21 protein-coding genes and 1 rRNA gene are annotated in these 26,050 nt (G+C 43.4%); 21 read left to right on the top strand and 1 reads right to left on the bottom strand.

The genetic code is table 11. From position 1 onward, the window contains the following. From AB4Z45_RS30680 to AB4Z45_RS30590, 19 genes are all read left to right on the top strand, one after another. Nucleotides 1–480 carry a PH domain-containing protein gene (locus tag AB4Z45_RS30680; protein ID WP_339207432.1) on the top strand — a complete coding sequence of 160 codons (480 nt, stop codon included), beginning with the start codon at nucleotides 1–3 and terminating at the stop codon, nucleotides 478–480. Then, nucleotides 473–2,005, top strand: a complete 1,533-nt coding sequence (locus AB4Z45_RS30675) for a PH domain-containing protein (protein ID WP_441913217.1) — start codon at nucleotides 473–475, stop codon at nucleotides 2,003–2,005. Before AB4Z45_RS30680 ends, AB4Z45_RS30675 begins: the two co-directional genes overlap by 8 nt. Nucleotides 2,006–2,153: 148 nt before the next feature. Further along, a complete protein-coding gene (gene sigY / locus AB4Z45_RS30670) occupies nucleotides 2,154–2,687 on the top strand; it encodes an RNA polymerase sigma factor SigY (RefSeq protein ID WP_441913215.1) in 534 nt (177 codons plus the stop codon). After that, nucleotides 2,674–3,012: a YxlC family protein gene (locus AB4Z45_RS30665; RefSeq protein ID WP_441913213.1), complete on the top strand. Its 339-nt coding sequence runs from the start codon at nucleotides 2,674–2,676 to the stop codon at nucleotides 3,010–3,012. Before sigY ends, AB4Z45_RS30665 begins: the two co-directional genes overlap by 14 nt. Next, nucleotides 3,000–3,221, top strand: a complete 222-nt coding sequence (locus tag AB4Z45_RS30660) for a sigmaY antisigma factor component (RefSeq protein WP_441913211.1) — start codon at nucleotides 3,000–3,002, stop codon at nucleotides 3,219–3,221. Before AB4Z45_RS30665 ends, AB4Z45_RS30660 begins: the two co-directional genes overlap by 13 nt. Before the next feature lie 37 nt (nucleotides 3,222–3,258). Next, the gene (locus AB4Z45_RS30655; protein ID WP_441913210.1) at nucleotides 3,259–3,468 is read left to right on the top strand and encodes a PLD nuclease N-terminal domain-containing protein; all 210 of its coding nucleotides are present in this window, start codon (nucleotides 3,259–3,261) and stop codon (nucleotides 3,466–3,468) included. Beyond that, nucleotides 3,465–4,415 carry an ATP-binding cassette domain-containing protein gene (locus tag AB4Z45_RS30650; RefSeq protein ID WP_441913208.1) on the top strand — a complete coding sequence of 317 codons (951 nt, stop codon included), beginning with the start codon at nucleotides 3,465–3,467 and terminating at the stop codon, nucleotides 4,413–4,415. The genes AB4Z45_RS30655 and AB4Z45_RS30650 overlap by 4 nt, the downstream gene beginning before the upstream one ends. Further along, nucleotides 4,412–5,257: an ABC transporter permease gene (locus AB4Z45_RS30645; RefSeq protein ID WP_441913206.1), complete on the top strand. Its 846-nt coding sequence runs from the start codon at nucleotides 4,412–4,414 to the stop codon at nucleotides 5,255–5,257. Before AB4Z45_RS30650 ends, AB4Z45_RS30645 begins: the two co-directional genes overlap by 4 nt. A 104-nt stretch (nucleotides 5,258–5,361) precedes the next feature. After that, nucleotides 5,362–5,745: an ATPase gene (locus tag AB4Z45_RS30640; RefSeq protein ID WP_441913204.1), complete on the top strand. Its 384-nt coding sequence runs from the start codon at nucleotides 5,362–5,364 to the stop codon at nucleotides 5,743–5,745. A 147-nt stretch (nucleotides 5,746–5,892) separates the two neighbouring features. Continuing rightward, on the top strand, nucleotides 5,893–8,976 hold the full coding sequence (locus AB4Z45_RS30635; RefSeq protein ID WP_441913202.1) for an ATP-binding protein: 3,084 nt from the start codon (nucleotides 5,893–5,895) through the stop codon (nucleotides 8,974–8,976). A gap of 59 nt (nucleotides 8,977–9,035) precedes the next feature. Beyond that, on the top strand, nucleotides 9,036–10,142 hold the full coding sequence (locus AB4Z45_RS30630) for a response regulator (RefSeq protein WP_441913241.1): 1,107 nt from the start codon (nucleotides 9,036–9,038) through the stop codon (nucleotides 10,140–10,142). A 204-nt stretch (nucleotides 10,143–10,346) separates the two neighbouring features. Continuing rightward, nucleotides 10,347–15,311, top strand: a complete 4,965-nt coding sequence (locus AB4Z45_RS30625; protein WP_441913200.1) for an Ig-like domain-containing protein — start codon at nucleotides 10,347–10,349, stop codon at nucleotides 15,309–15,311. Nucleotides 15,312–15,576: 265 nt separating this feature from the next. After that, the gene (gene gatC, locus AB4Z45_RS30620) at nucleotides 15,577–15,864 is read left to right on the top strand and encodes an Asp-tRNA(Asn)/Glu-tRNA(Gln) amidotransferase subunit GatC (RefSeq protein ID WP_076271888.1); all 288 of its coding nucleotides are present in this window, start codon (nucleotides 15,577–15,579) and stop codon (nucleotides 15,862–15,864) included. Between the two features lie 35 nt (nucleotides 15,865–15,899). Continuing rightward, the gene (gene gatA, locus AB4Z45_RS30615) at nucleotides 15,900–17,357 is read left to right on the top strand and encodes an Asp-tRNA(Asn)/Glu-tRNA(Gln) amidotransferase subunit GatA (RefSeq protein ID WP_441913198.1); all 1,458 of its coding nucleotides are present in this window, start codon (nucleotides 15,900–15,902) and stop codon (nucleotides 17,355–17,357) included. A 36-nt stretch (nucleotides 17,358–17,393) separates the two neighbouring features. After that, nucleotides 17,394–18,833 carry an Asp-tRNA(Asn)/Glu-tRNA(Gln) amidotransferase subunit GatB gene (gene gatB, locus AB4Z45_RS30610; RefSeq protein WP_339207443.1) on the top strand — a complete coding sequence of 480 codons (1,440 nt, stop codon included), beginning with the start codon at nucleotides 17,394–17,396 and terminating at the stop codon, nucleotides 18,831–18,833. Between the two features lie 148 nt (nucleotides 18,834–18,981). Further along, entirely contained in the window at nucleotides 18,982–19,692 is a 711-nt protein-coding gene (locus AB4Z45_RS30605) for an MgtC/SapB family protein (RefSeq protein WP_076271891.1), read from the top strand. Next, entirely contained in the window at nucleotides 19,674–21,599 is a 1,926-nt protein-coding gene (locus AB4Z45_RS30600; RefSeq protein ID WP_441913196.1) for a DUF4097 family beta strand repeat-containing protein, read from the top strand. The genes AB4Z45_RS30605 and AB4Z45_RS30600 overlap by 19 nt, the downstream gene beginning before the upstream one ends. 77 nt (nucleotides 21,600–21,676) lie before the next feature. Further along, a complete protein-coding gene (gene perR / locus AB4Z45_RS30595) occupies nucleotides 21,677–22,111 on the top strand; it encodes a peroxide-responsive transcriptional repressor PerR (protein ID WP_076271893.1) in 435 nt (144 codons plus the stop codon). A 117-nt stretch (nucleotides 22,112–22,228) separates the two neighbouring features. Next, nucleotides 22,229–23,953 carry a glycosyl hydrolase family 18 protein gene (locus tag AB4Z45_RS30590; RefSeq protein WP_441913239.1) on the top strand — a complete coding sequence of 575 codons (1,725 nt, stop codon included), beginning with the start codon at nucleotides 22,229–22,231 and terminating at the stop codon, nucleotides 23,951–23,953. 170 nt (nucleotides 23,954–24,123) lie between these two features. Here the strand turns inward: AB4Z45_RS30590 and AB4Z45_RS30585 are convergent, their stop codons facing one another. Next, entirely contained in the window at nucleotides 24,124–24,483 is a 360-nt protein-coding gene (locus tag AB4Z45_RS30585) for a YgzB family protein (protein WP_339207446.1), read from the bottom strand. A 153-nt stretch (nucleotides 24,484–24,636) separates the two neighbouring features. On the opposite strand from AB4Z45_RS30585, the gene AB4Z45_RS30580 reads away from it, so the two are divergent. Then, nucleotides 24,637–25,521: a nucleotidyltransferase-like protein gene (locus AB4Z45_RS30580; protein ID WP_441913193.1), complete on the top strand. Its 885-nt coding sequence runs from the start codon at nucleotides 24,637–24,639 to the stop codon at nucleotides 25,519–25,521. 383 nt (nucleotides 25,522–25,904) lie between these two features. Further along, nucleotides 25,905–26,050: ribosomal RNA gene (locus tag AB4Z45_RS30575) — 16S ribosomal RNA — on the top strand; the annotation flags it as partial.

Here is a 26,050-nt window from a genome sequence, read left to right as displayed (position 1 = left end):
ATGAATCGAAAGTTAACGAATCGGCTTCATCGTGATTATATTACGGTTTATCGCATTAGTGAGCTAATTACGAACGGTATTTTTCTCGCTTTAATCATCGCCTATTTTTCTTGTGCAACGATTTGGGATTGGACGCTAATACCAGGATGGATCGCATTATCCATTTTTGCCATCTCTTTTATTATGTTCACTTGGGTTATTCCAGAAATGAAGTATACGCGATTTTCATATGAGCTGTTTGACGACGAGCTTGAAATTCAATCAGGTCTTATCTTTTTGAGCAATGTTCTTGTTCCGATGGTACGAGTACAGCATGTCGAGCTTGAGAGCGGTCCTCTGATGCGGAAGTATGATCTGGCTAGCGTATCAATAGTTACAGCTGCTACAACCCACCGGATCAGTGGTTTGAAGCAATCGGAAGCAGAGCAGTTGAAACGTAAAATTGGAATTTTGGCTAAGGTGGATGATCAGGATGAATGATCGCCGCACGCTTCATCCAATTTATATATTGTTCGGACTGCTGAATACGATTAAAGGTTTTATTCCTGTTATTTTGATCGGCGTATTGAAAGGGACCAGTTGGACTAATTTGAATTGGTACTGGTATACCGGGGCAGCCGTGTTATCTGTCGTATTATTAGTCTTTAGTTTTTTTGAATGGAAGCGTTTCGGATTTTGGCTGGAAGAGGATCGTATTATCATTCAAAAAGGCTTGTTGTTCAGGGATGAGAAAACGATCTACTATACACGTATCCACTCCGTTAATGTCGAGCAGCCGCTTATACAGCGGATACTCGGGGTTGCTCAAGTGAAGATCGAGACGCCTGGCGGCAATAAGAAGGCAGATGGGATATTGCCGGCACTCTCTATAAAAGAAGCAAATGACATCCAGTACATGCTTAGAAAACAAGCGTCGTCGATCGTTGTACCGACTGATCCGGCTGCTGAACATATCGCGGTCAATGAACAGGCTGATGAGCAGGTTGTTGTAAAAATAAACAATAAGCCGCTTACACCGCAAGCTCCGGCTGCCTTGGCCAGCACCAAAAAATCGGAGATAACGTTATCGGCTGCGCAGCTTCTTCAAGCAGCTGCGACATCGACTAATTTTGGTCTCGTAGCGGCGTTTTTGGCGGGTTTGTTTTCTTTTGCAGATGATATTATCAATCAACTTCTCCCGGATCACTTTTTTGAAACGGTTGTCGAGGATTCAACTAGTTTAATGCCAAGCTACATACTCATCGTAATTGTTGTCGTTATTGGAATTGTGCTGGCATGGCTTCTGTCTATCGTTTTATACGTGCTCAAGTATAGCGGCTTCTCCATTAAAAGAGATGGCAGGCAAATTGCAGTTTCTTATGGTTTGCTTGAGAAAAAATCGTTTGTTTTTGACCCGAAGAAGGTTCAGGCTGTTATCGTCAACGAAGGACCACTGCGGCAGGCGATTGGTTATGCGGAAATCCAGCTTCAAATCGTATCATCGGATAAAAAGGAACAGCTTATGCTGCATCCTTTTCTCAAGTATTCCGATATTCAAACTGTACTCGAAGAATTTGTTCCTCAAATGAACATTCCTTCGAGAGCTAAGCTAATCGGTGCGCCGAAACGTGCCTTCATTTATTACGTTAGAATTGAGTTATTGATTACTCTGCTTTTATGTATCGCATTAGTCGTATTATTTAAAGCAGATGGGTTATGGTCGCTGATATTGTTGCCGCTAGTTATTTTGTGGAGAAAAAGCTGCTATAACGCTGCGGGGGTTTATTTGGGAGAAGGCCAGTTAACGCTTCGCAATCGTTTTTTATCACGATCAACTTATATGGTTAGGCGCCCGCAAATTGTAACGATGAGAGTAAGCCGCTCCATTTGGCAGCAGAAGAAAAATCTGTTTGCAATAGCGGTTCGGGTTCTGGGCAGCCCTTACGAATATCGTGTGAAATCACTCGATCGTGCGGACTTGCAGCCTGTATGGAATTGGTACAGCCGCAGTCATAACAAACAATAGAATAAGGTTTTCCTTACAACAGCTGCGGAAGAGCTACTATTTCCGCAGTTGTTTTATTTTAAAAAAATAAATTTAAAAGGAAATGAACGAAATGTGCTAGTGAACCGTCTAAGCTACAAGTGAATGAAAAAGAGGAGGTTGCGCGCTCGTGCATGACGAGACGAAGCTAATTAAGCAAGCAGTTCGCGGCGATTCGCGAGCGCTCTCTGAACTGCTGCGACAAAATTATTCATTTCTGTATCAATACGCACTTAAAGTAACGATGAACAAAACACGTGCGGAGGATGTCACACAGGAAACGATGCTTAAAGCGATTGAAAAAATAGCGACCTTTCAGAGTAAAGCCAAATTTTCCACTTGGCTTATAACGATAGCATCAAGACTTGTTGTTGATCGCATTCGTCGAAACGAGCTTGAAAAGCATTGGGTGCAAGAGGAGCAGTCGCTCAGGTCCATTCGCTACAATACTTTGCAGCGAGTAGATGAATGGCCCGAGGCGCTTCAAGCATTAGGTGATCTGAATAGCGATACTCGAATACCGGTATTGTTGAAATATTATTACGGCTACTCACAAGAGGAAATTTCCTCGATGCTGGATATCCCAGTAGGGACAGTAAAATCAAGGCTGCATAATGGGTTAAAGCAGCTGCGGAAGGAGCTAACGGAGCATGAAGAAGCTTAAAGAGGACATAGAGGATCAGAAGTGGTTCGACGATCAACTGCAAGAGACATTAAATCGATTTGATGCTATTCATGCACCGCATGTTCCAGAGCTGCAAAGATTCGAGGACATGGTGGATGCGCATAAGCAGCAAATGAAAAGAAAGCTATGGAAGGATCTTTTGATTTTTTGGCTGTTAGCTTGTTTGATTTTTGGAATGATGATGTGGATGTTGAATCGTAACTTGGTATGGTTCACTGTACTTCAAGTGGTCATTGCCGTTGGTGGCATAGGTTTTGTTGGCATAACGTTTGGCCTGAGGAAGGTGCGAACATGGAAGAGCTGAAGATCATACCGATTTGGGGATGGATTTTGCTTATCTCTGCTTTGATCGCACAATCAACGTGGCTATTCATTGATGCTCGTAAAAGGGACAGTATGCCTTGGTTTTGGGGGTTATGGGGGTTGATTCAGGCGCCGATGCCGCTTCTCTTTTATTTTATTTTTGTGCGGAGCGGATGGTTTCCACGTCGCCGTGGAAAAGGAAATGAATAGCCTGATCATTTTTAAATCGAACTAGGGGGGCTTTATAATGAATAATCAAATCGAATTGTCGGAAATATTACCTATCATTGCACCAATAATCGTTATTCAATTGATATTAATGGTGATTGCATTGGTATTGTGCGCTAAGGCGGAGAGCACACGCGGTCCTAAGCTCATGTGGGTTTTAATTATTATATTTGTAAATATTTTTGGCCCGATCGCCTTCTTTATTGCTGGAAGGAGGAATGAAAGATGAGCGCATTGCTTCAGGTGAAGGGACTCACAAAAACGTTTGGTACAGTTGATGCAGTGGCTGGAATCGATTTTTCGATTGCGACAGGCCACTGTGTTGCCCTTCTAGGACCGAACGGAGCAGGGAAAACGACAACAATTAAGATGATTACAGGTCTGCTTAAGCAGACGGCAGGACAAATGGATTTTATGGGATCTGCTCAAGCAGGCAATCATCGTGAGTTGATTGGATACTTGCCGCAATCACCTTCGTTCTATAATTGGATGACTGGAACGGAATATGTGATATATGCAGGGAGATTATGCGGTCTCAGCGCTGCAGAGGCCAAAAAACGAGCCAAAGCGTTGCTGGAGCGTGTCGGGATTTCCTCTGCTGCGAAGCGGAGAATAGGCTCCTATTCGGGAGGCATGAAGCAGCGCTTAGGTCTGGCTCAAGCGCTTGTCCATCAGCCTAAGCTGCTTGTTATGGATGAGCCGGTTTCAGCGCTTGATCCGATTGGACGCAGAGAGGTGCTTGAATTGCTGCGTGAGCTGAAGCGGGAGATGACGGTGCTTTTTTCGACTCATGTTCTGCATGATGCCGAGGAACTGTGTGATGATGTCATTATTATTCGGAATGGGAAAGTTGCGCTGCAAGGAGCGATTGAGCAGATTCGCAATGAGCATCGTAAACCGATCATTGAGCTTCAGATTGAACGTGATGCAAATTCAGAACGCTGGTTATCCTCCTATGTAGAGCGTATCCAGCCGGCCCTTACGAATAGCAGCAAAACTAGTCTCTTTCAAGATGTTCAATTGTACAATGGCATTGCACGATTTACTGTAAACGAAGTGGATGCAGCTAGACGGAGTTTGCTTGAAGAATTGACGAGAGAACAAATTAAGGTAAGCAAATTGGTGATTGGTCATTCATCATTGGAGGATTTATTTATGAGGGTGGTGACTGCATGAGTACAAAAGAAATGAGTCGTTTACAGACAGTTACTGTTCCTTCAGCTGGATCGTCAAGCTTTACTCGATACATGGTTATGGTTCAAAAGGAGCTTCTCGAACTTATGCGAAGCTTTAAGCTGCTATGGGTGCCATTAGTATTTATATTGCTCGGTATTATGCAGCCGGTATCAACCTATTTCATGCCGGTCATATTGGAGAAGGCAGGAAGTTTGCCGGAGGGAACGGTTATCGAAATTCCTACGCCGCTTGGTACTGAGGTTCTTGCACAAACACTGCAGCAATTTGGCACACTAGGGGTTCTTGTTCTCGTACTCGTTTGTATGGGGACGGTGTCAGGTGAGCGTATCAACGGCTCAGCATCACTTATTCTTGTAAAGCCGATTTCGGTATTATCCTACATCTGCTCCAAATGGACCGCTATCGTTTTGCTTACCTGGGGTTCATTTATAGCGGGATATCTTGCTTCTTGGTACTATACAGACTTGTTGATCGGCGATGCTCCAATGGATAAGGTGTTTAACAGCCTGCTTATCTACGGTTTATGGCTCACCTTTGTAGCAACGATTACGCTCCTTTTCAGCTCGCTGCTTCGGAGTCCGGCGGCTGCGGCGTTCTCGGCATTAGGGGGAGCTGTCATCTTATCCATTTTGACGGGGCTGTTTCCTAAGGCACTGGGGTGGAGTCCAGGCGCATTAAGCGGTTTTGCCTATCAAGCCGCGGTATCAGGTATAGAAAATAATAGTCGATTCGGGTGGTCGATTCTGATTACGATATTATGTATTGCAGCGTCTATTAGCTTATCAACAACTGTTCTTCGCAGAAGTTCAGCTGTTGAATAATGTAATTATTCCGTCTATCAACTCTCTTCGATTGGACACCGCTATCATTTTTTAGTAGGATAGTAGTGAAAGAATCAGCGGCGAAGAAACAGGAGTTGAGGACGATGCTACAGCTAGGCACAAAGGTCGTCATTGTGGCTGACCAATATGAACAAAACCTGCCCATCGGGGAACATGGTTATATTATAGCTTACGACCGCAATGCGGATAATGTATTTGATTATGTGCTCAGAGTACCCTCTGCGAATCGTAATTTCCTTATTCCTGATGAAGATGTAGAACTTGAAGAGGTACTCATTCAAGATGAGGTTGACCGCATTGAACGTGAGGCTTTAATTGATTTTGCTCTTGCTACACATAATGAAGAATTGTTTAAACGAATTATGAACGGCGAAGTAGAAGCGGAAGCGGAGCCAGAGAGTACGGCTACGGAGACGCTTAGCCCAGCGGACTTTATTCGTCAGGTTAATTTAAAGGCTTGGATTTAAAAAGAATAGCTTTGAGCATTGACTGTTCTGTAGTCACTTTTGTGACCGCGGAGCAGTCTTTTTTTGTTCATAGAATTATAGAGATTTATGTGAGCTTGAGGTGATAAAATGGACGAAATGTTATGAACGGTGGAAGGGGCTACTGCATTGCACAGAGATAGCGTTAAAAGATTGATCAAAATAGCAGTATTTCTACTCATTACAATCTTATTGACAGCCAGCCTGCAGATATTAACGCAATCTAACCGGGACTTGCCGCAAGCGAAGCGTGGAGTGCTGGATTTGTCTAATTGGAACCTCGAGCAGGATGGCCCTGTCTTTCTTGATGGTGAATGGGAATTTTACGAAGGACAGCTGCTTACGCCTGCCGATTTTCACCAAAATAATTCGGAAATTTCTTATTTATCTGTACCTGCTACTTGGACAGGGAAAAACGCTGAAGGAGGTATGGCTCGAAAAGGCTTTGGGACGTATCGCCTTAAGGTTCTGCTCCAAGATGAAAAGGAAGGTTTGGGTCTGAAAACAAGAAGTATCCGGATGGCTCATCGGCTATTTATTAATGGCAAATTGGAAAGTGAAAGTGGACAGCCATCCTCGAGTAAAAAATTGAACAAGCCTGGAAACACGCCTTCTAGCGCTTTTTTTCAAACGGAAATGAAGGAAGTTGAGCTTGTCGTTCAGGTATCCAATTATGAGTTTGTCACCGGGGGAATCGTCAATTCGATTTCGTTCGGATTGGATTACGATATTAGCAAGATGAATGGCAGACAGCTAGGTATAGGAATTGGACTTGTTTTGATTATGGGTATGTTCGGGGCGTATCATCTTATCTTTTATTATCTTGGGCGGAGGAATAAAGCTTACTTGCTTAGCGGATTGTACCTGCTAATCTTGTCTTTAGAGCGTTCACTGAATGGTGAAAAAATATTTCAACAGCTGCTTCCTAACATTCCATTCGACATCACTTATAAGCTGCTTGATTTGAGCCAAGTTTTAAGTGCTATGGTCATTATTATATTTTTTTGTTCATTTGATGCTAGTCTATTGTCGCGGAGAAACTTAAAGCTGTTTCAAACGCCATTTATCCTTTATATTGCTGCTGTTTTGCTGCTGCCGTACAGCGTTCACATTAATGTAAAAGGTTTAACTTTATATTATTTAGGGCTGTTGGTCTCCTATATTATTTTGAAAATGGCTGTATTTTACATACGCAGTGAGAGTACTTCGTCTGAAGGGAAAGAATGGCTTCTGTTCATTGGGAGCGGTGTTTCTTTGATGGTATTTCTCCTTTATGATGGTCTCTACTCGACGAATGTCGTAGACACTAATTTAGTGGGAACATTCGGTATTATCGGATTTATTGTCATTATAAATATTTTGCTTGCTGTAAGATTTTCGAATGCCTATGAGAAAGCTGAAATACTCTCCCGTCAATTGCTCGTTTCCAATCAATTGAAGGATGAATTTTTAATGAGTACCTCTCACGAGATCAAAACACCTTTGCACGGTATTATGAACATGACAGCTCATTTGCTTAAGGATGAGGATCATAATTTGCAGCTAAAGCAAAAACAAAATCTTTGGTTGATCAAGGATACTTCCACTAAACTATCTATGTTAATTCATGACTTAATTGATGTAAGCCGTTTGAAGCATGGAGAATTAAGGCTGCATATGACAGTGGTGGATTTGCGAGTAGCCGTCCAGATCGTATTTGATGTGCTGCAATTCGAGCTAGCTGGGAAGTCGGTGCGATTAGACAATCAGGTGGAAGTGGATATATGGGTAGTTGCAGACGAAAGCAGACTTAGACAGGTGCTCTATAATCTCATTTATAACGCAATCAGGCATACAGAGAACGGCTGGATAAGGGTTAATTCGAGCCTGATAGACAATAGGGTAGCTATCACTGTTGAGGATACGGGAAAAGGGATTCCGAGCAATAAATTTTTGAAGGTTTTCGAATATTTTGAGCAGTTGGAAGAAACCCTTCCGACGGATGGTTATATGGGAATGGGAGTCGGTCTGTACATTAGCCGCAAGCTGGTTGAGCGAATGGACGGCGAAATTCGAGTGGATTGGTCCGAAATCGGTGAAGGAACTCGTATGCTCTTTACATTGCCTAGGGCTTTAGACATTCAAGGCTATCGGGAAGCTTCGGCATCCTCAGAAAACGAAATGGTGCAGCGAGTGACTGCTGATCACGCCTCGCTCGACGTTATAGGCTATCATGATCATACCATTTTAATCGTGGATGACGAGGCCTCCAATATTTATAGCTTATTGCATATCTTAAAGCAGCATCGATACAATGTGATTACAGCATTTTCGGCTAAAGAAGCGATGTTCAAGATGGACGAGCATCCTCATGTGGATCTTGTTATTTTAGATGTTATGATGCCAGGTACTTCTGGTATTGAACTATGCCGTACACTGCGAGGCCGCTATTCTATTCTAGATTTGCCCATTCTCTTCGCGACTGTTAAGGACACGCCTGCAGATATTGCGTTAGGTTTCAGGGCAGGTGCTAATGATTATATAACAAAGCCATTTGATGGTGAGACGCTGCTTGCTAGAATCCAAACCTTGATTGCAATGAAAACCTCTATTCAGGAGGCCATTCAAAATGAGCTAGCTTTTCATCAGGCTCAGATTAAGCCTCATTTTTTGTTCAACGCGTTAAGCAGCGTTATTTCCTTCTGTTATACAGATGGAGAAAAAGCAGCCTATTTACTGTCGATGCTTAGTCAATATATACGCTACATTCTAGATACGGATCGATCTAATTTAGTCGTTCCTCTAGACCGTGAGCTTGAATTGATTCATGCCTATGTTGAGATCGAAAAAGCTAGGTTTGGAGAGCGGTTTACTTTTATCTCTCATGTAGATGAAGGTCTTCAAGATGTAGAGATTCCTTCTTTATGCATACAGCCATTTGTTGAAAATGCGATCCGTCACGGGTTATTTGATAAAGAGGGAGAGGGCACTGTTTCATTAAAGATTAATGAAGGACATGGCTATATACAAGTAACCGTCGAGGACGATGGTGTTGGAATGCCGGATATTCTGCTTAGTCAAATAACGAGCGGAGAGAAGCGGGATGGGGGCATTGCCATCGCTAATATTCGAAAGCGGCTAGAGGCCATTTCTGGTGCTGCATTCACTGTTCATTCAGAGCTAGGGAGCGGAACAAAGATAACGATGTATTTGCCTTATGGTATCGTAGGGTGAATAATCATGACTCAACACTTGGACGATATTTTGGATGAAGGATTAAAGGGGTGAAGATTATGTTTCGGGCTGTCATTATAGAAGATGAGAAGCCGATTTTGGAATTAATGAAGGTTATTTTAGGACGGAATACTAATTACACTATTGTGGGAGCTTTCACTAATCCTATTGAAGCGCTAGAGAAAATGGAAGACATTAAGCCCGACGTAGCTTTCATAGATGTGGAGATGCCTAAGATGAATGGGCTTGAGCTTTCACGGAAAGTACGAGCGTTAACAGTGCAGACGGAGATTGTTTTTACAACAGCTTACAAGAACTATGCTCTGGACGCGTTTGGGGTAGAAGCGATTGATTATATTTTAAAGCCGGTAACACCTTCAACAATTGAACGGGTGACGGAACGTCTAGTTAATCGGCAGCGCTCAACTATGATGGTCATCCCTCAAAAGGACCTATCTATGATCCAATGTTTTGGTGGGTTCGAGGTCCGCAATTCGGAAGGGGTTCCTGTACATTTTCGGACACGCAGGGCAGAGGAGCTGTTTGCCTATTTTTTGTGTCATTCGGGACGCAATATTAGCAAATGGCAGGTAATGGATTTATTGTGGCCGGATATGCCGGAGGAGAGAAGCTCTTCCAATCTATACAATACAATTTATCTTATGAAGAAAATATTGAAAGAAAATGATCTCGGCATGAGCATCCGTAAAATGAATGATGGCTACATGATGGAAACGGGAAACCAAATGTATGATGCGCTAGCGTTCCAACGCTCAAATGTATCTTTTACCGAGGGTAAGCTGGATAGGGAGCAAATGGAGTATCTATGTGCATTGTATCAAGGGCCGCTACTGGACGGGAAAACCTATCTATGGAAAATCTCACTGGAGGAAGCTTATTTTAAACAATACTCCATGATGACCAGAAAGCTAGTCGAAGATGATTTATTATCGAATGACTGGAATCAAGCGGAACAGCGCCTCGACAAATATTTGGCTGTTTATCCGCTTCATGAAGAGATGAATCAGCTTATGATCRATATTTATGAGAAACAAGGGAACAGGGAGAAGATGCTTCGACTATATACGAAATATGAGAGGGCTTGCCGCGAAGAGCTTGGAATAGAGCCGTCTTTGGATATGAAGAGCAGGTTATCTTCGTTCTAGATTCATTAAAAATATAGTTATAAACAATTAGAGCAGAGGAATGTCCTCTGTTCTTATTTGTTTTTTCGACATGTTGTGACGAATTGTGAGATTTTGTTGAGTTTCGATTGTTAAGATTCTTCCAAACATGGTAATAGCCAATCACACGGTGGGAGAGAGGTCAAAAATATGCTTAGTTTAGTAAGGTCCAAGAAGATAATCAGTATGATTCTATTCGCGCTGATGGTCAACCTATGCTCGTCATTGTTTATTGAGGATGGGAGAAAGGTAAATGCGGCTGGAACTGACACAACTGCAACATTTAATAAAGCGTATATTACTAGCTTTACTCATGGAACAGTTGATGTTGTAAATCTGACAGATCTGACGGTGGAAAAGAAGAAAATTAAGGCAGGAAAATACGCTAACAGCGCTGCTATCAACCCGAATCAGAAACAGGTGTTTGTAACCAACAGGGGGGATAATACGGTTACAATTATTGATCCTACGGATGATGATAAGGTAATCAAAACGATTCAGGTCGGGCATGATCCACAAGGTGTTGCTTTTAATAAGGAAGGGACTAAGGCCTATGTGGCAAATCACGAAGGTAATACACTTTCAGTAATTAATACAAAATCTCTTGAAGTCAATAAAGAAATATCAGTATCAGGTAAGCCCGTTGCTATGGCTGTGATCAGAGATAAGCTTTATGTTACCGGAAGGGAGTCTGGTAAAGTCTCGGTTATTGATATCTTAAGCGATGAGATAATTATGGATATCCCTGTAGGGAAAAGTCCTTTTGGACTTTCGGCTAATCCATTAGGCACCAAAATTTATATAGCTAATCATGAGTCTGGAACAATCTCAAAAATCGATGTGGCAACAGGAACAAAGGAAGCAGACGTAAACGTGGGCACGGCTCCAGCTTCAACAGAAGTTAGTCCCGATGGCAGTAAGGTATATGTAGCAAATGTGGATAGCAACTCTGTATCAGTGGTTAATACAGAAACGCTCAATGTTGAAGCTACCATTAATGTTGGTCAAATGCCTTACGTAATTGGTCTTTCAAGAGATGGCCTTCATGCTTATACGATTAATTATCTTTCGAGTGATATGAGTGTAATTGATACAGCCACTAACGAGGTCATCAAGACTATTGGGTTGAGTGATGGTCCTTTTATGGTCGGAACCTTCATGGTTCCTGTTGCTGTTGCATTGGATGCTGAACCCTCTGAACCATCCGAGCCAGCAGATAACAAAGCACCTGTTGTGACAGCGCTAACTCCTGTTAAGGATGCACAGACTGTTAGTGTGGATACTAATCTTAAATTAATGTTTGATGAGAAAGTAAAGGCATTGGCGGGTAAAAAGATAACGCTTTGGAAGCCTCGGGAATTATCAATGATTAATGGACCTCAATACCCGATCTTAATAAGCGATGCAACGTTAGTAGAATCAATTGATGCAGGTGATTCGACAAAGGTAACAGTCTTGGATAATGTAGCAACAATTAATCCAGCAGCGGATCTGGAATATCAGACGACTTATTTTGTGAAGATTGAACCATCTACTTTTACGGATATTGCAGGAAATGGCTATGCTGGATTAACCGCTGATGTTGAAATCCATGATGGTCAAGTACAGGATACTTATACCGAATCATGGCATTTCAAAACGGGTAAGGCAGCAGATACAACCGGCCCGGTGGTGACAACATTTGTACCCGCAAAAGCAGCTGTGGATGTTTCCGTCAGTACGGACATGACATTAACGTTCAACGAAAATGTGAAGGCTGGAACAGGCAAAAAAATAAAGATTTTTGAACCGGGCAGAGCCACACCGGATGGAACAAATCCAAGTGCTCCAATTTTACTTGAAGAAATAACTTCATCAGATACGAGCAAAATAACGATTTCTGGGAACAAAGTTACCATTAATCCAACGAAAAACATGAAAAACAACACCTATTATTATATCCTCATGGATAAAGGTGCGTTTCAGGACATATACAATAATGATTTTGATGGCATGTTCCAATTCATTCAGTTGATGAACGAAAACGTAATGTATATGGGTGAGCCGGGGAAGATATGGTTCTTCAAAACAGAAGCTGCACCAGACACAACAGCGCCGACAGCTATTGGATATACACCAGCTAATAATGCGCTTGATGTGGCGGTTGATGCTAGCTTACAGCTGACTTTCAGTGAGATCGTGGAAGCGATGGCAGGCAAAAACATTAGCATCCGCAAAGCAAGTGATGATAGTGTTGTTGAAACCATTGCGGCTAACGATACTGCAAAATTGACACTAGCAGGAACTAAGGCAACCATTAAATTGTCAACTAGTTTAGCTAACGACACGGGTTATTACATTCTGATTGATGATGGAGCCTTTAAGGACAAGGCAGGCAATACGTATAAGGGCATTACAGGTAAGACGATCTGGAGCTTCAAGACAGCAAAGAGTGTTTCGCCACTAACTGTCACGGCATTATCTCCTATTGATGATGCTTCAGCAGTGGCCACTAACTCCGATTTGTTGCTAACTTTTAGCGAGAATGTACAAGTGATTCCGGGTAAAAAGATTTTTATCAAGAAGCAATCTGATGACAGCATTGCTCATACTTTTGAAATTAGCAGCATTAGCGATGTAAGTGTATCTGGTAATAAAGTAAAGATAAATCCTTACCTAATGGTATCGGATGTTCCAGGGAATTATTTGGAATACAATACTGCTTACTATGTTCAAATAGAAGCGGGAGCACTGAAAAGCACGACCAGCAGTGCACAATACGCAGGTATTGCAGACAAGACAACTTGGAACTTCACTACAGGCGCTGCTCCGGAAAAAAACGAACTGAAGGTTACAGCATACTCACCTGCAGGAGGGACAAATAGTGTTTCTCAGAGTACAGCTCTAAAACTGACGTTTAGCACAAATGTTCAGGGAGTAAACGGCAAGAGCTTTGAAATTAGAAAGAAGTCTGACAATAGCGTTGTGCATAAAGTGAGTATCGGAGAAATGGGAGTCGAGATATCGGGAAATACGGTAACGATCAATCCTCCAATCCTCCCGCAACCTGGCAATGGTCCTAAGGTCGAATATTTGGAGCCAGGTACAGAATATTACGTCCTAATTGCAGCTGGAGCTTTGAAGGATAAAGACGGAAACAGCTATGCGGGTATTTCTGATAAATTAGTATGGACCTTTACCACGGAGTCAGATTTGGAACTGGATACAGACGGAGATGGTATTCCAGACTCCATTGATCCAGACGATGACAACGACGGTTTGACGGATGAGCAAGAAGCGAAAATAGGTACAAATCCAAAAGATCCTGATACCGACAAGGATGGAATCAACGATAAAGATGATCCATTCCCAACGGATGCTTCTAAGCCGGGTACAGTAAACGGTGAGCTGGACACAGACGGAGATGGCATACCAGATTCGACTGATCCAGACGATGACAACGACGGTTTGACGGATGAGCAAGAAATTAAACTAGGTACAAACCCAAAAGATCCAGACACCGACAAGGATGGAATCAACGACAAGGACGATCCATTCCCAACGGATGCTTCTAAGCCGGGTACAGTAAATGGTGAGTTGGACACAGACGGAGATGGCATTCCAGACTCGACTGATCCAGACGATGATAACGATGGATTGACGGATGAACAAGAAGCGAAAATAGGAACGAATCCAAAAGATCCTGACACCGACAAGGATGGAATTAACGACAAGGACGATCCATTCCCAGCGGATGCAGCTAAGCCGGGTACAGTAAACGGTGAGCTGGATACAGACGGAGATGGCATTCCAGATTCGACTGATCCAGATGACGACAACGACGGTTTGACGGATGAGCAAGAAGCGAAAATAGGTACAAATCCAAAAGATCCTGATACTGACAAGGATGGAATCAACGATAAAGATGATCCATTCCCAACGGATGCGTCTAAGCCGGGCAAAGTAAACGGTGAGCTAGATACAGACGAAGACGGTATTCCAGATTCGACTGATCCAGACGATGACAACGACGGTTTGACGGATGAGCAAGAGGTAAAACTGGGTACAAATCCAAAAGATCCTGACACCGACAAGGATGGAATCAACGACAAGGACGATCCATTCCCAACGGATGCTTCTAAGCCGGGTACAGTAAACGGTGAGCTGGACACAGATGGAGATGGCATTCCAGATTCGACTGATCCAGACGACGACAACGACGGTTTGACGGATGAGCAAGAAGCGAAAATAGGTACAAATCCAAAAGATCCTGATACTGACAAGGATGGAATCAACGATAAAGATGATCCATTCCCAACGGATGCGTCTAAGCCGGGCAAAGTAAACGGTGAGCTAGATACAGACGRAGACGGTATTCCAGATTCGACTGATCCAGACGATGACAACGACGGTTTGACGGATGAGCAAGAAAAAGCAATTGGAACGAATTCAAAAGATCCAGACACGGACAGAGATGGTGTCAATGATAAGGATGATTATTATCCGCTCGATCCAACGAGATCCAGTTATTCAGGCAACAACTCGGGCGGCAACGTGACGCCAAAGCCTGATAAGCCTGATCCGGTTGAAGTTCCAGAACACAAAGAAGTCAAAGCTTATATTATTGGTCATCAGGACGGAAGCTTTAAACCAGAGAAAGGGATTACACGTGCTGAAATGGCAGCGATACTTGTTCGCATACTGGGCAAGGAAGCTGAATTATCTTCCGTGAGCAGCACGGGCGTTGATGCTGAGCATTGGGCTGCAAAATATATTGCAATCATAACCAAATTGGGTTTAATGGTTGGTTATCCAGATGGCAGCTTCAAACCAAATCAGACGATCACTCGTGCGGAAATGGCTGTTATTATTAATCGATTGATGGAGCATATTGAAACCGGCGGCAAAAGCTTCTCTGACATTAATGGGCACTGGGCACAAACGGCCATTGATCAGGGGACTGCAGCAGGAATTTTCAACGGGTATAAGGATGGTACATTTGCGCCAAACCGCGTTCTTACGAGAGCAGAGGCTGTTGTCATATTCAATAGACAGCAGGGCAGATCTCCTCTAGCAGGAGCAGATCAACAATGGAGTGACGTTTCGCAGAAGCACTGGGCGTATGAAGATATTCAGACTGCGAGCATCGACCATGAGATTAAAGAGCAATAATGCTAACGGTCATCTAGAGCATTTCAGTAAGAACCTGATTCTCTAAAACTAAAAAGCAGCCTGCCTCACAACAGCTTAAGTTGTGAGAGTAGGCTGCTTTTGTTTGTTTGATAAACGATAGCTTTTACGCCCAACTCTTCTGCTTTAGATCCAGTTCCTTTTATGTGGAAATTAAGAAGTGATTTGCCGTTTACATTGATGTTCTCCCTGTATGTGCGATATAATAGGAAGAATGATTACAGGAATAGGAAAGGAAGAATACCTGATGAGCATTTCACCTAAGGATGTAGACCATGTAGCAAGACTTGCTCGGTTAGAGCTATCCGATTCGGAGAAGGATCAGTTTACGGAGCAGCTCAATGCGATTTTGAAATATGCGGAAAAGCTAGAAGGCTTGGACACGGAAAATGTTGAGCCAACCAGCCATGTGCTCCCTATAACGAATGTAACGCGCGCGGATGAGAAACGCCCGTCGCTGCCGATCGAGAAGGTTTTGCTAAATGCGCCTGATGAAGAAGATGGACAATTTAAAGTACCTGCGGTGCTTGAATAATACGAATGGGTTTAATTTGAAGGGAGGAACTACTGTTGGCACTGTTTGATTTGCGCCTGCAGGATGTACATAACAAGCTTAACAATAAGGAACTGTCTGTTTCTGAGCTGGTTAGCGCATCATTTGCGAGAATTGCGGAAACTGAGCCTGCTATTAAGGCTTTTATCACATTAAATGAAGAGAATGCACGCTTGCAGGCTTCCGAGCTGGACAAGCAATTGCAAGAAGGCGGCGACCAAGGTTTATTGTTTGGATTGCCGGCGGGTGTTAAGGATAATATTGTGACTGAAGGTCTACTGACCACTTGTGCGAGTCAGTTCTTAAGCAATTACAATCCTATTTATGATGCCACTGTTGTTCGCAAGCTGAAAGTAGCTCAGTCGGTAACGATTGGCAAGCTGAACATGGATGAATTTGCGATGGGCGGTTCCAACGAGAACTCCAGCTTCTATCCAACTCGCAATCCATGGAATACGGATTATGTTCCAGGCGGCTCAAGCGGCGGATCCGCAGCTTCGGTTGCTGCTGGACAAGTTTATTTCTCGCTTGGCTCCGACACTGGCGGCTCGATTCGTCAGCCAGCTGCTTATTGCGGTATCGTTGGCCTCAAACCAACATATGGCCTAGTATCACGCTTTGGACTTGTTGCTTTTGCATCTTCTTTGGACCAAATCGGTCCGCTTACCAAAAATGTTGAAGATTCCGCATTTGTGCTGCAAGCCATTGCTGGTTACGACACAAGCGACTCTACATCAGCGAATGTGGATATTCCAGATTACACAGCAGCTCTTACAGGCGATGTAAAAGGTCTGCGTATCGGTGTGCCTAAAGAATACCTAGGAGCTGGTATTGATCCGCGTGTGAAAGAAGCGGTACTTAAAGCGCTGGCAGTGTACGAATCACTGGGCGCGACTTGGGAAGAGGTTTCACTTCCGCATACGGAGTATGCAATCGCTACTTACTATTTGCTTGCTTCCTCGGAAGCATCGTCAAATCTAGCTCGTTTCGACGGCGTACGTTACGGCGTACGTGCGGAAGATCCTAAAAATCTCATTGATTTGTATAAGAAATCCCGCAGCGAAGGATTTGGCGCTGAAGTAAAACGCCGGATTATGCTTGGAACCTATGCTCTAAGCTCTGGCTATTATGACGCATATTATTTGAAAGCTCAGAAGGTGCGTACACTTATCAAGCAGGACTTTGACCAAGTGTTCAGCCAATATGATCTCATCATCGGACCTACGGCTCCGACACCTGCGTTCAGAATCGGAGAGCAAGTTGGAGATCCATTAACGATGTATTTAAACGATATCTGTACGATACCGGTAAGCTTGGCTGGCGTTCCTGCCATTAGCGTTCCTTGTGGAACGGCAGATGGCTTGCCGATTGGCTTGCAAATTATCGGGAAAGCGTTCGACGAATCGACGGTGCTGCGCGCCGCTCATGCGTTCGAGCAGCATACAGAGCATCATAAACAACGTCCGCAGCTATAAGCGGACCTATATACGTTTACGAAGGGATCGATACGAATGTCTGAACCGAACAAATACGAGACGGTTGTCGGGCTGGAAGTCCATGTGGAGCTGCATACGAACAGTAAAATCTTTTGCGGCTGCTCTACGGCTTTCGGCGCGCCGCCGAATACCCATACCTGTCCAGTATGCCTTGGACATCCCGGCGTTTTGCCGGTATTGAATCGCCAAGCCGTTGAATATGCAATGAAAGCGGCAATGGCTTTGAACTGTCAAATTGCAGATATCAGCAAGTTTGACCGTAAAAACTATTTTTACCCTGATTCGCCAAAAGCGTATCAGATTTCGCAATTCGATCAACCAATTGGTGAACATGGCTGGATTGATATTGAAGTGGGCGGAGAAACCAAACGAATTGGGATTACGAGGCTGCACCTTGAAGAGGATGCAGGCAAATTGACTCACGTCGATGGCGGTTATGCATCACTTGTCGATTTCAACCGTGTAGGTACGCCGCTAATTGAGATCGTATCAGAGCCTGATATTCGTACACCTGAGGAAGCGAAAGCATACCTCGAGAAAATCAAAGCCATCATGCAGTATTGCGATGTTTCTGATGTGAAGATGGAAGAGGGCAGCTTGCGCTGTGATGCAAACATAAGCCTTCGTCCATACGGACAAAAGGAATTTGGTACACGTGCGGAGCTTAAGAACATGAACTCCTTCCGCGGCGTTCAGCGCGGCCTTGAGTATGAGCAGTTCCGCCAAGCGGAAATTCTCGATAGCGGAGGTGAGGTTATCCAGGAGACGCGTCGTTTTGACGATGCACTTGGTAAGTCCTTCTCTATGCGCGGCAAAGAAGAAGCACATGATTATCGCTACTTCCCGGACCCGGATCTAGTACAGCTTCATATTAGTGAAGACTGGAAGCAAAGCATTCGTGCGACAATTCCAGAATTGCCTGATGCGCGCAAAGCGAGATATACGGCTGATTACAGCTTGCCTTCCTATGATGCTGAAGTCATTACTTCATCTAAGAAGCTTGCTGATTTCTTCGAGGAGAGCCTTTCTTACACGAAGGATGCCAAATCCGTATCGAACTGGATCATGGGTGATTTGCTTGGTTATTTGAATGCCAACGGTCAAGAAATTACCGATGTAAAGATTACTGGACAAGGCCTAGGTGAAATGATTGGTTTGCTTGAGAAAGGCACAATCAACGGTAAAATTGCCAAAACGGTATTTAAAGCGATGCTGGATTCAGGCAAGTTGCCACAGCAGATTGTAGAGGAACAGGGTCTCGTTCAAATCAGTGACGAAGGCGCTATTCAAGCCATCGTTAACCAGATCGTTGAAGCAAATCCGCAATCTGTTGAAGATTACAGAGCAGGTAAAGATAAAGCAATTGGCTTCCTTGTTGGTCAGGTTATGAAGGAATCAAGAGGGAAAGCAAATCCTGCACTCGTGAATAAGCTGCTTGTAGAGCGCTTGAAATAAGAGCAGTTGCACGCAAATAGACGCGGTTCATCAACATGATGAACCGCGTCTTTCTTTTTGTACATCACTCTGGACAGAAGACCTGTAAGCTCCATACGCTGCATACAATTATGTTACAATAGCGAATATAGAAAGGTCGGGATTGTTTATGCTACTAAGTACACTTCATAATCCTTGGTATATTAGTGAACTTCATATTTTATTAAGGCTCCTGCTTGCCTTGCTATTGGGCGGACTTATTGGCTTCGAGCGAGAACAGTCGAATCATGCTGCTGGACTTCGAACGAATATTCTAGTTTGTTTAGGTTCTTGCTTGTTGATGCTGCTATCCATGTACGGTTTCTCAGCATTTGTCGACGAGCCTAACGTACGGGTTGACCCAGCGCGACTTGCAGCCGCAGTTATTACAGGCATTGGATTTCTAGGTGCAGGTACTATTTTATTTACCGGAAAATCAATAACGGGTTTAACGACAGCGGCGTCCCTATGGGTCGTTTCTGCAATTGGATTAGCAGTCGGAGCAGGCTTTTATTTTGCATCAGCTACCGCAACGATCATGGTTCTTGTGACATTATGGGCGTTTAATAAGCTGGAAAAAAGGTATATTAGTGCAAAGAAAGAGCACTTGCTCAAAATAAAAGCTAATAATTTATCTCAAGCTATGCTTGAATTAAATAGCCTATTGACTGATCGGAAAATCATCATGAGAAAAATGCTGCTGGAAGAATGCGAGGGTGAAGAGGAAGGCGAGCAGATTTTGCTGCAGGTGTATATTACACTGCCTAAATCAGAAGCATTGTTAGTGCTCCTCGATAATATAAAGCACTTGGAGGGTGTACGTTGGGTCAGCTCAGAATAAAACGAATAAAAAATAGGCTTCTCACCGTATTATTCGCATTTGCTATGCCAGGAGCAGGACATATGTATACGGGACAGCATCCGAAAGGCTTACTGTTAATTGCGGCCTTTTGGCTGGATTTGACGGCGATTGTACGATTAGCCGATTCAGATGGCGGCAGACATTTGCTGTTGATCGTTTATTTAGGTATTATGCTTCCTATTTTTTATTTTATTAGCGTGTTTGATTCCTTGCAAAGCGCGGATGCCGATAATAACAACCCCGTTGCACTGAATCGCACACATGGTATTTTACTTTTGGCGGCGGGAAGCGTCATGCTTATTTTAGTGAAGCCTCCACAAGCGATTTTACCCTGGATGAATGAACTAGCGGAGTTATGTGTTGGCCCGATTATTATAATCGCTTCAATATTGCTGCTGTCACGTTCAAGGAAAGGAAGAGTTACTATGTTTAAGCTGGGACGCTTTACAGCAGCGGCACTGGTATTGGTCGTAGGAGGATTGCTTCTCTGGGATCAAATTCAAGGACGGAATGATATTTCATTGCTTGGTCAATGGTGGCCGGTTATTTTTATTTTGCTAGGTTTAGAAATCATACTATACAGCATAAAGTTTAAAGACATAGAAAAAAAGCTTCGATTTGATGTTGGAGGCGCGATGATCGCTGTTGCGATTTCGTTGACCGCTTACGTTGTGACCCAATACGCGGATATCCCTTATCGTTGGCTGGATCAATTTAATGTTGATTTGAACGGGGCAGCAGAATTTGGAGAAGAGAAAGGATTTCATTATGAGAAGACCATCATTAAGGTTCCTTTAGATGAAGCGATTTCACTCATTCGTGTAGTTAATCCCAATGGGCAAGTAACCATTCGATCGGGCGACGTGCAGGAAATAGAGCTTTTGACCGCTGTATGGGTTGATGTGCCAGGCAAAACGGAGGCTGATGCGATCGCAGAGCAATCAACCGTCAAAATAAATCCAGGCGCTGAAGTAACGTTGGAGGCGAAGGGTCAAACCTATGGCGCTAACGGCAGCAGAAAACCGAGAATGAATATGATCATTACCGTACCAATGTCTTTGTCTGATCAGGTTGAGGTTAATCAACAGCCTACAGAAACACCGTTATCCTTAGGAGCGGAAGGTATTGATGCGAATAACGATGAAATTCCGGAGTCAACACCTGATGCTGATTTGAACGACCAGTCCGCAACTGAACAGCCTACGGATACAGATGCAAGCTTAAATGGTCAATCTGAACAACTGCCTCAGAATACTGAGGAACAGAAGCCTTTATTAAAGATGAAAGTAGAATCAGGCAATGGTTCAATTGAAGTCATGAATTTGACGCTGCCAGGCGGCCTTGAACTCCGAAGCAATAGCGGAATTGTTTCCGTAAGCAACATTAAAGGTCCTATCTCCGTCAAAGGTAATAATGGCGGAATTAATGTGAAAAGCATAACCGGTGATACCAGTCTTGAAACAAAAAATGGTACGGTTACTGCAGATTCTATTGAAGGTAAGCTTTATGCAAATACACTCAATGGCAGTTTGGAGATCAAGCAGATTGAGGGAAACATTGAAGCAGAAACAAAAAACGGGAAAATCAAAATGGACGGTGCAGGCGGTTCTGTTAAAGCGGATACGCTGAATGGGAACATTGAACTAAGCAGTGCTGAAGTTAGCGGAGATTGGGATCTCGATAGCTCCGTTGGAGAGGTAAAGCTTGCAATACCGGCGAATGCTCATTTTACGATGTATGGATCGGTAACTTTCGGTAATATTGTGTCCGATTTGCCGCTTGAAGTAAGCAAGAAAACGATAAGAGGCACTATAGGCGACGGCACTTTCAGGATTCAGATTAATGCTACGAACAGCATTGCAATTAAGCAATTTGGACTATCCTAAAAAGGCGCTTTCATTGACAAACTCTTAAATAAGAACGTACAATAGCTTTAATAACTTTAAGGAAGGGCGTGAGGGGAATGGGAGCCAGCGTTAACTTAGCACTTGAGCAACTGAAGATGAATGGCGTCCGAATGACCCCGCAACGTCACGCCATATTAAGCTACTTGATGGACTCGATGTCGCATCCGACTGCAGATGAAATTTATAAAGCGCTCTCACCAGTTTACCCGAGCATGAGCGTAGCTACCATATATAACAATCTGCGTTTATTTGTAGAAGCTGGATTAGTGCGTGAGCTGACTTATGGCGATGATTCAAGCCGGTTTGATTCGGATTTATCCGATCATTACCATGCCATTTGCAAAAATTGCGGTTCAATCGTCGATTTTAATTATCCACCGCTGCTTGAGGTAGAACGTGCAGCGTCACGTGTAACAGGTTTTGTGGTTGAAGGACATCGGATGGAAATTTACGGTGTTTGCTCGACTTGCAATACTAAATCAGCGAAATAATTGGCGTTATGCCTACAAGAACGTGCCGGGAAGCGATACAACGCTAATCTGCACGTTTTTTAATAGTCGAATAGAATTTTGAAGTTAACATTACAGGAGAGTGATGACTTGGAAACGATGTACAACCGAGCGCCACGCCGAAAAGGCAACCGAGGTGCTCGGAGCATAATATTGTTGTTTTTGTTAGGAGTAATAGCTGTCTTTTGTTGGTATGGATATATGCGCTTTATTCCTAACAACGAAAAGGTAGATCCAAATTATAAGTCAGAGCATCCTATATTTATTCAAGGCGTTGAAGCGGAGCAAGGAGCTATTATCGAAAATGATGAAGTTAAGCTGCCGCTTTCGGTGCTGGAGCAGGTATTAGGAGCGGACAAGCCTATAAGATATGAGCCTGATTCAGGTTCAATCATACTGACAACTGCCAATAAGGTGCTTCACCTCAAGACGGATTCTTTAACGGCGACTATCAACCAAAAGCCATATGATCTAACGATTACTGCAGAAACGTCTAATGATACGGTCTATATTCCTGCAGAACCTTTGGAGGAGTTATATGGGCTGAAAGTAGAATTCGTAAAAGAGACAGGCACAGTAACACTGCTGAATGCAGGAGACATGGTTCAGCTCGCTGAGGCTACACCTGAGAAAGGGGCAGCTATTCGAACCGAAGCGACTATTCGAGCGCCTTTTGTTCAAAAAGTTCCTCAATCACAGTCAATAAGAATTTGGAAAGAGCAGGAAGGTTGGCTGCTTGTCCAAAACAGCGAAGGCATCATCGGTTTTATGAATAAAAAAGATGTGAAGCTTACTTCTATCGAGAAAATGCCCGAGCAGGCGTCAGAGCCTCCTTTTATTGCTTGGAAGGTGCTCGGCAATAAAATTAATATGACATGGGAAGCTGTTTATCAACGGAAAATCGATACTGCCAAAATAGCGCCGATGCAGGGAGTAAATGTCGTTAGTCCTACCTGGTTTGAACTTGCTGACGACAAAGGAACAATAAAAGGCAAGGCTGATCCCGCATATGTAAAATGGGCACATCAGCAAGGGATGCAGATTTGGGCGCTGTTCAGCAATAGCTTCGAGCCTGATCGAACGACAAAGGCATTAGCGTCAGTGGAAACTCGGTTCTCGATGATACAGCAGCTGATCGGCTTTGCTCAAGTATATGGATTGCAAGGGATTAATTTGGATTTTGAAAATGTACACACGTCGGATAAAGCTAACTTTGTACAATTTGTTCGGGAGCTGACTCCGCTTTTACATGAGCAAGGCTTGGTTGTCTCCGTGGATGTAACGCCCAAGTCGAATAGTGAGATGTGGTCGCTATTTCTTGATCGTGCAGCGCTTGGCAATGTTGTAGATTATATGATGGTCATGGCTTACGATGAGCACTGGGCTGCGAGTCCAAAATCGGGTTCGGTAGCATCGCTGCCTTGGACAGAGAGTTCTCTTGTTCGCATCATGCAGGAGGATGCCGTACCAGCAAGTAAAATTATTTTAAGCATGCCCCTTTATACCCGGATATGGACTGAGAAAAAAGGGGAAGACGGTAAAATAGACGTTTCCTCAAAGGCAGTAGGCATGAAGAAGGTTAATGAGATTATTACGACAAAGAAACTTAAGCCAGCGTTTGATGCAAAAGCAGGTCAGAATTACGTGGAATATACGGAAGACGGAAACTTGATGCGAATATGGATTGAGGATGAAGTATCCATTAAAGCTCGAGTAGCGCTTGCACGTAAATATGATTTAGCGGGTGTAGCAACATGGCAGCGTGCGTTCCAAACGGAAGCTATTTGGAAATCGATCGACGATTCTCTCAAGATTAGGCCATAATTCATTTATAAATGTTAAATAAGAAACGCCTCCTCACATGTGAAGACATGGAGGAGGCGTTTCTTATTTATGTAATGCTGCGATCAAAAGTTGGTTTTCTTAGCTTTTTACCTTCTTAGTAGAATAAAGGTTGTTTCCTAAGAAAGAATCAACCGTATATTCACTATAGGTTAAACTTGCTGTTCAGAAGGAGTAGTTGTTGCTTGTGCAGGATCAAGCGTAAGTATCGTTTTGCAATACATACAACGATCTGTTTTTCCAAGCATCTTGGTTGGACGCGAGCATTCTGGACACTGAAGCATTGTGGCACTTGTTGACATCATGCCAGCCCAGAAATAAACGGCTACGCTGATTAACAAGGAGATCATGCCGATTACCATGAAGATAGCAGCAATGATTTTGCCTGCTTGTCCCAAAAAAACAATGCCGGCTGTTCCGAGTATCATGACTCCCATGCCAACAAGGGTGAAAACGAGTCCCCATAGACGGAATTCATTGATTTTGGCTGACTTGAAAAAGAACTTATTCATGTATTCATACCCTTCCTATGACCAATGACTTATGATTTTGAAACAGTTTCTGAGTTAGTAAGCAGGAATGTGCCTCCAACCTGTCGAAAAAGAATAAAACTGTAGAATATTATTATAGCGTAATAAAATGTGATTAGCTATATGGAGGAACCAGTGGAACATATAAAAGCGTACTTCTCGGACAGCTATCGAGATGAACCTCATTTAATCGGTTTGGCTGTTATTGAAAACCCATATCCTTATAATCCTTTAGCTGATGGATTAGATTCATTAGTACTTGTTGTAATGAATGAAGAGATTGAGCGGAATGATACGGAGCATGTCCAAATCGAGGGTCAACGGGTATTGATTCGAACGATTGATTCGAATGGATTGAGTGAATGGTTGTCTGGTGGCGAAAACCGCAATATTATCGAGTGGCTAGTTCGGGGGGAGATCTTGGTGGATCGCGACGGCTATCTGAGCAGTGTTCGTGAACGTCTGCTTCAGTTTCCTGCTTCAATGCGGGAGCAAAAGCAGTTTGCTGAATTTACGGGTTTCTTAAGAACGTATTTACAAGCAAAGCAGGATCTATTGGATGGTAATTTGTTGGATGCATACAGTCATGTGCTGACAGCCTTGCATCATTGGGCTCATATCGTTCTTATAGAAGAAGGAAGGCATCCTGAGCTAACCGTGTGGAAACAGCTGAAGCGAGTTCACCCAGGAATATATAAGCTCTACGAAGAGCTAACGGTAAGCCCAGAAACATTGGAGCAACGCGTACAATTAGTTATGCTTGGCTGCGAGTTTTCCGTTATGAGCAAAATGAAAACAAGCTGCGCGTTATTATTTAATATACTTGGCAGCCGCGAAGAGCCTTGGAGTATTGCGGAGCTGCAATCACACGCCACATTAAATATATTGCATGGTGATTTGTCGCTTGTTCTCCAAAAGCTTGTGAAGCGGGAGTACATTCGTGAGGTTGCTGTTATGAATGAAGCAGGAGATATAGGTGCGCTTGAACTTCGATATATGAATAACGTGAAAACAAGTTAACGATTCAACCGTTTATAATAGTAGAAGCGCATGTCATGCCCTATGTTTATAGAGGCAGGCATGCGCTTCTTTTGTTTAAAATAAAAAGTAGAAAACATGCTTGACTTATATTAGGATCAGATGATATATTAGTACTCGCCGCTTTTACAGGATACATAATCGCGAAAACGACATTTTAAAAAAAATGTCGAAAAACGAAAAAAAGTACTTGCAAAGAGATAGGCAAACGTGATATATTATAAAAGTCGCCGATACGAAATACRCGGTYGACAMGARAGAAAAGATTGCTCTTTGAAAACTGAACAACGAGTAATAACTGCCTCGCAAATCCTTCGGGATAAGCGAAAAAAGCGATAAAAAAGTAATGAGCAWKTCAAACAACCAATTTGGAGAGTTTGATCCTGGCTCAGGACGAACGCTGGCGGCGTGCCTAATACATGCAAGTCGAGCGGAGTTGATGAGGTGCTTGCACCTCTGATACTTAGCGGCGGACGGGTGAGTAACACGTGGGTAACCTGCCTRTAAGACT

The sequence above is a fragment of the Paenibacillus sp. MCAF9 genome (assembly GCF_052114265.1).
In the GTDB taxonomy this organism is placed as follows: Bacteria; Bacillota; Bacilli; order Paenibacillales; family Paenibacillaceae; genus Pristimantibacillus.
This window is presented reverse-complemented; position numbering and strand designations above follow the sequence as displayed.

Coding starts and splice junctions, on each gene's coding strand:
- AB4Z45_RS30680 (WP_339207432.1), top strand. CDS start 1: ATGAATCGAAAGTTAACGAATCGGCTTCATCGTGATTATATTACGGTT.
- AB4Z45_RS30675 (WP_441913217.1), top strand. CDS start 473: ATGAATGATCGCCGCACGCTTCATCCAATTTATATATTGTTCGGACTG.
- AB4Z45_RS30665 (WP_441913213.1), top strand. CDS start 2,674: ATGAAGAAGCTTAAAGAGGACATAGAGGATCAGAAGTGGTTCGACGAT.
- AB4Z45_RS30660 (WP_441913211.1), top strand. CDS start 3,000: ATGGAAGAGCTGAAGATCATACCGATTTGGGGATGGATTTTGCTTATC.
- AB4Z45_RS30655 (WP_441913210.1), top strand. CDS start 3,259: ATGAATAATCAAATCGAATTGTCGGAAATATTACCTATCATTGCACCA.
- AB4Z45_RS30650 (WP_441913208.1), top strand. CDS start 3,465: ATGAGCGCATTGCTTCAGGTGAAGGGACTCACAAAAACGTTTGGTACA.
- AB4Z45_RS30645 (WP_441913206.1), top strand. CDS start 4,412: ATGAGTACAAAAGAAATGAGTCGTTTACAGACAGTTACTGTTCCTTCA.
- AB4Z45_RS30640 (WP_441913204.1), top strand. CDS start 5,362: ATGCTACAGCTAGGCACAAAGGTCGTCATTGTGGCTGACCAATATGAA.
- gatC (WP_076271888.1), top strand. CDS start 15,577: ATGAGCATTTCACCTAAGGATGTAGACCATGTAGCAAGACTTGCTCGG.
- gatB (WP_339207443.1), top strand. CDS start 17,394: ATGTCTGAACCGAACAAATACGAGACGGTTGTCGGGCTGGAAGTCCAT.
- AB4Z45_RS30605 (WP_076271891.1), top strand. CDS start 18,982: ATGCTACTAAGTACACTTCATAATCCTTGGTATATTAGTGAACTTCAT.
- perR (WP_076271893.1), top strand. CDS start 21,677: ATGGGAGCCAGCGTTAACTTAGCACTTGAGCAACTGAAGATGAATGGC.
- AB4Z45_RS30590 (WP_441913239.1), top strand. CDS start 22,229: ATGTACAACCGAGCGCCACGCCGAAAAGGCAACCGAGGTGCTCGGAGC.
- AB4Z45_RS30585 (WP_339207446.1), bottom strand. CDS start 24,483: ATGAATAAGTTCTTTTTCAAGTCAGCCAAAATCAATGAATTCCGTCTA.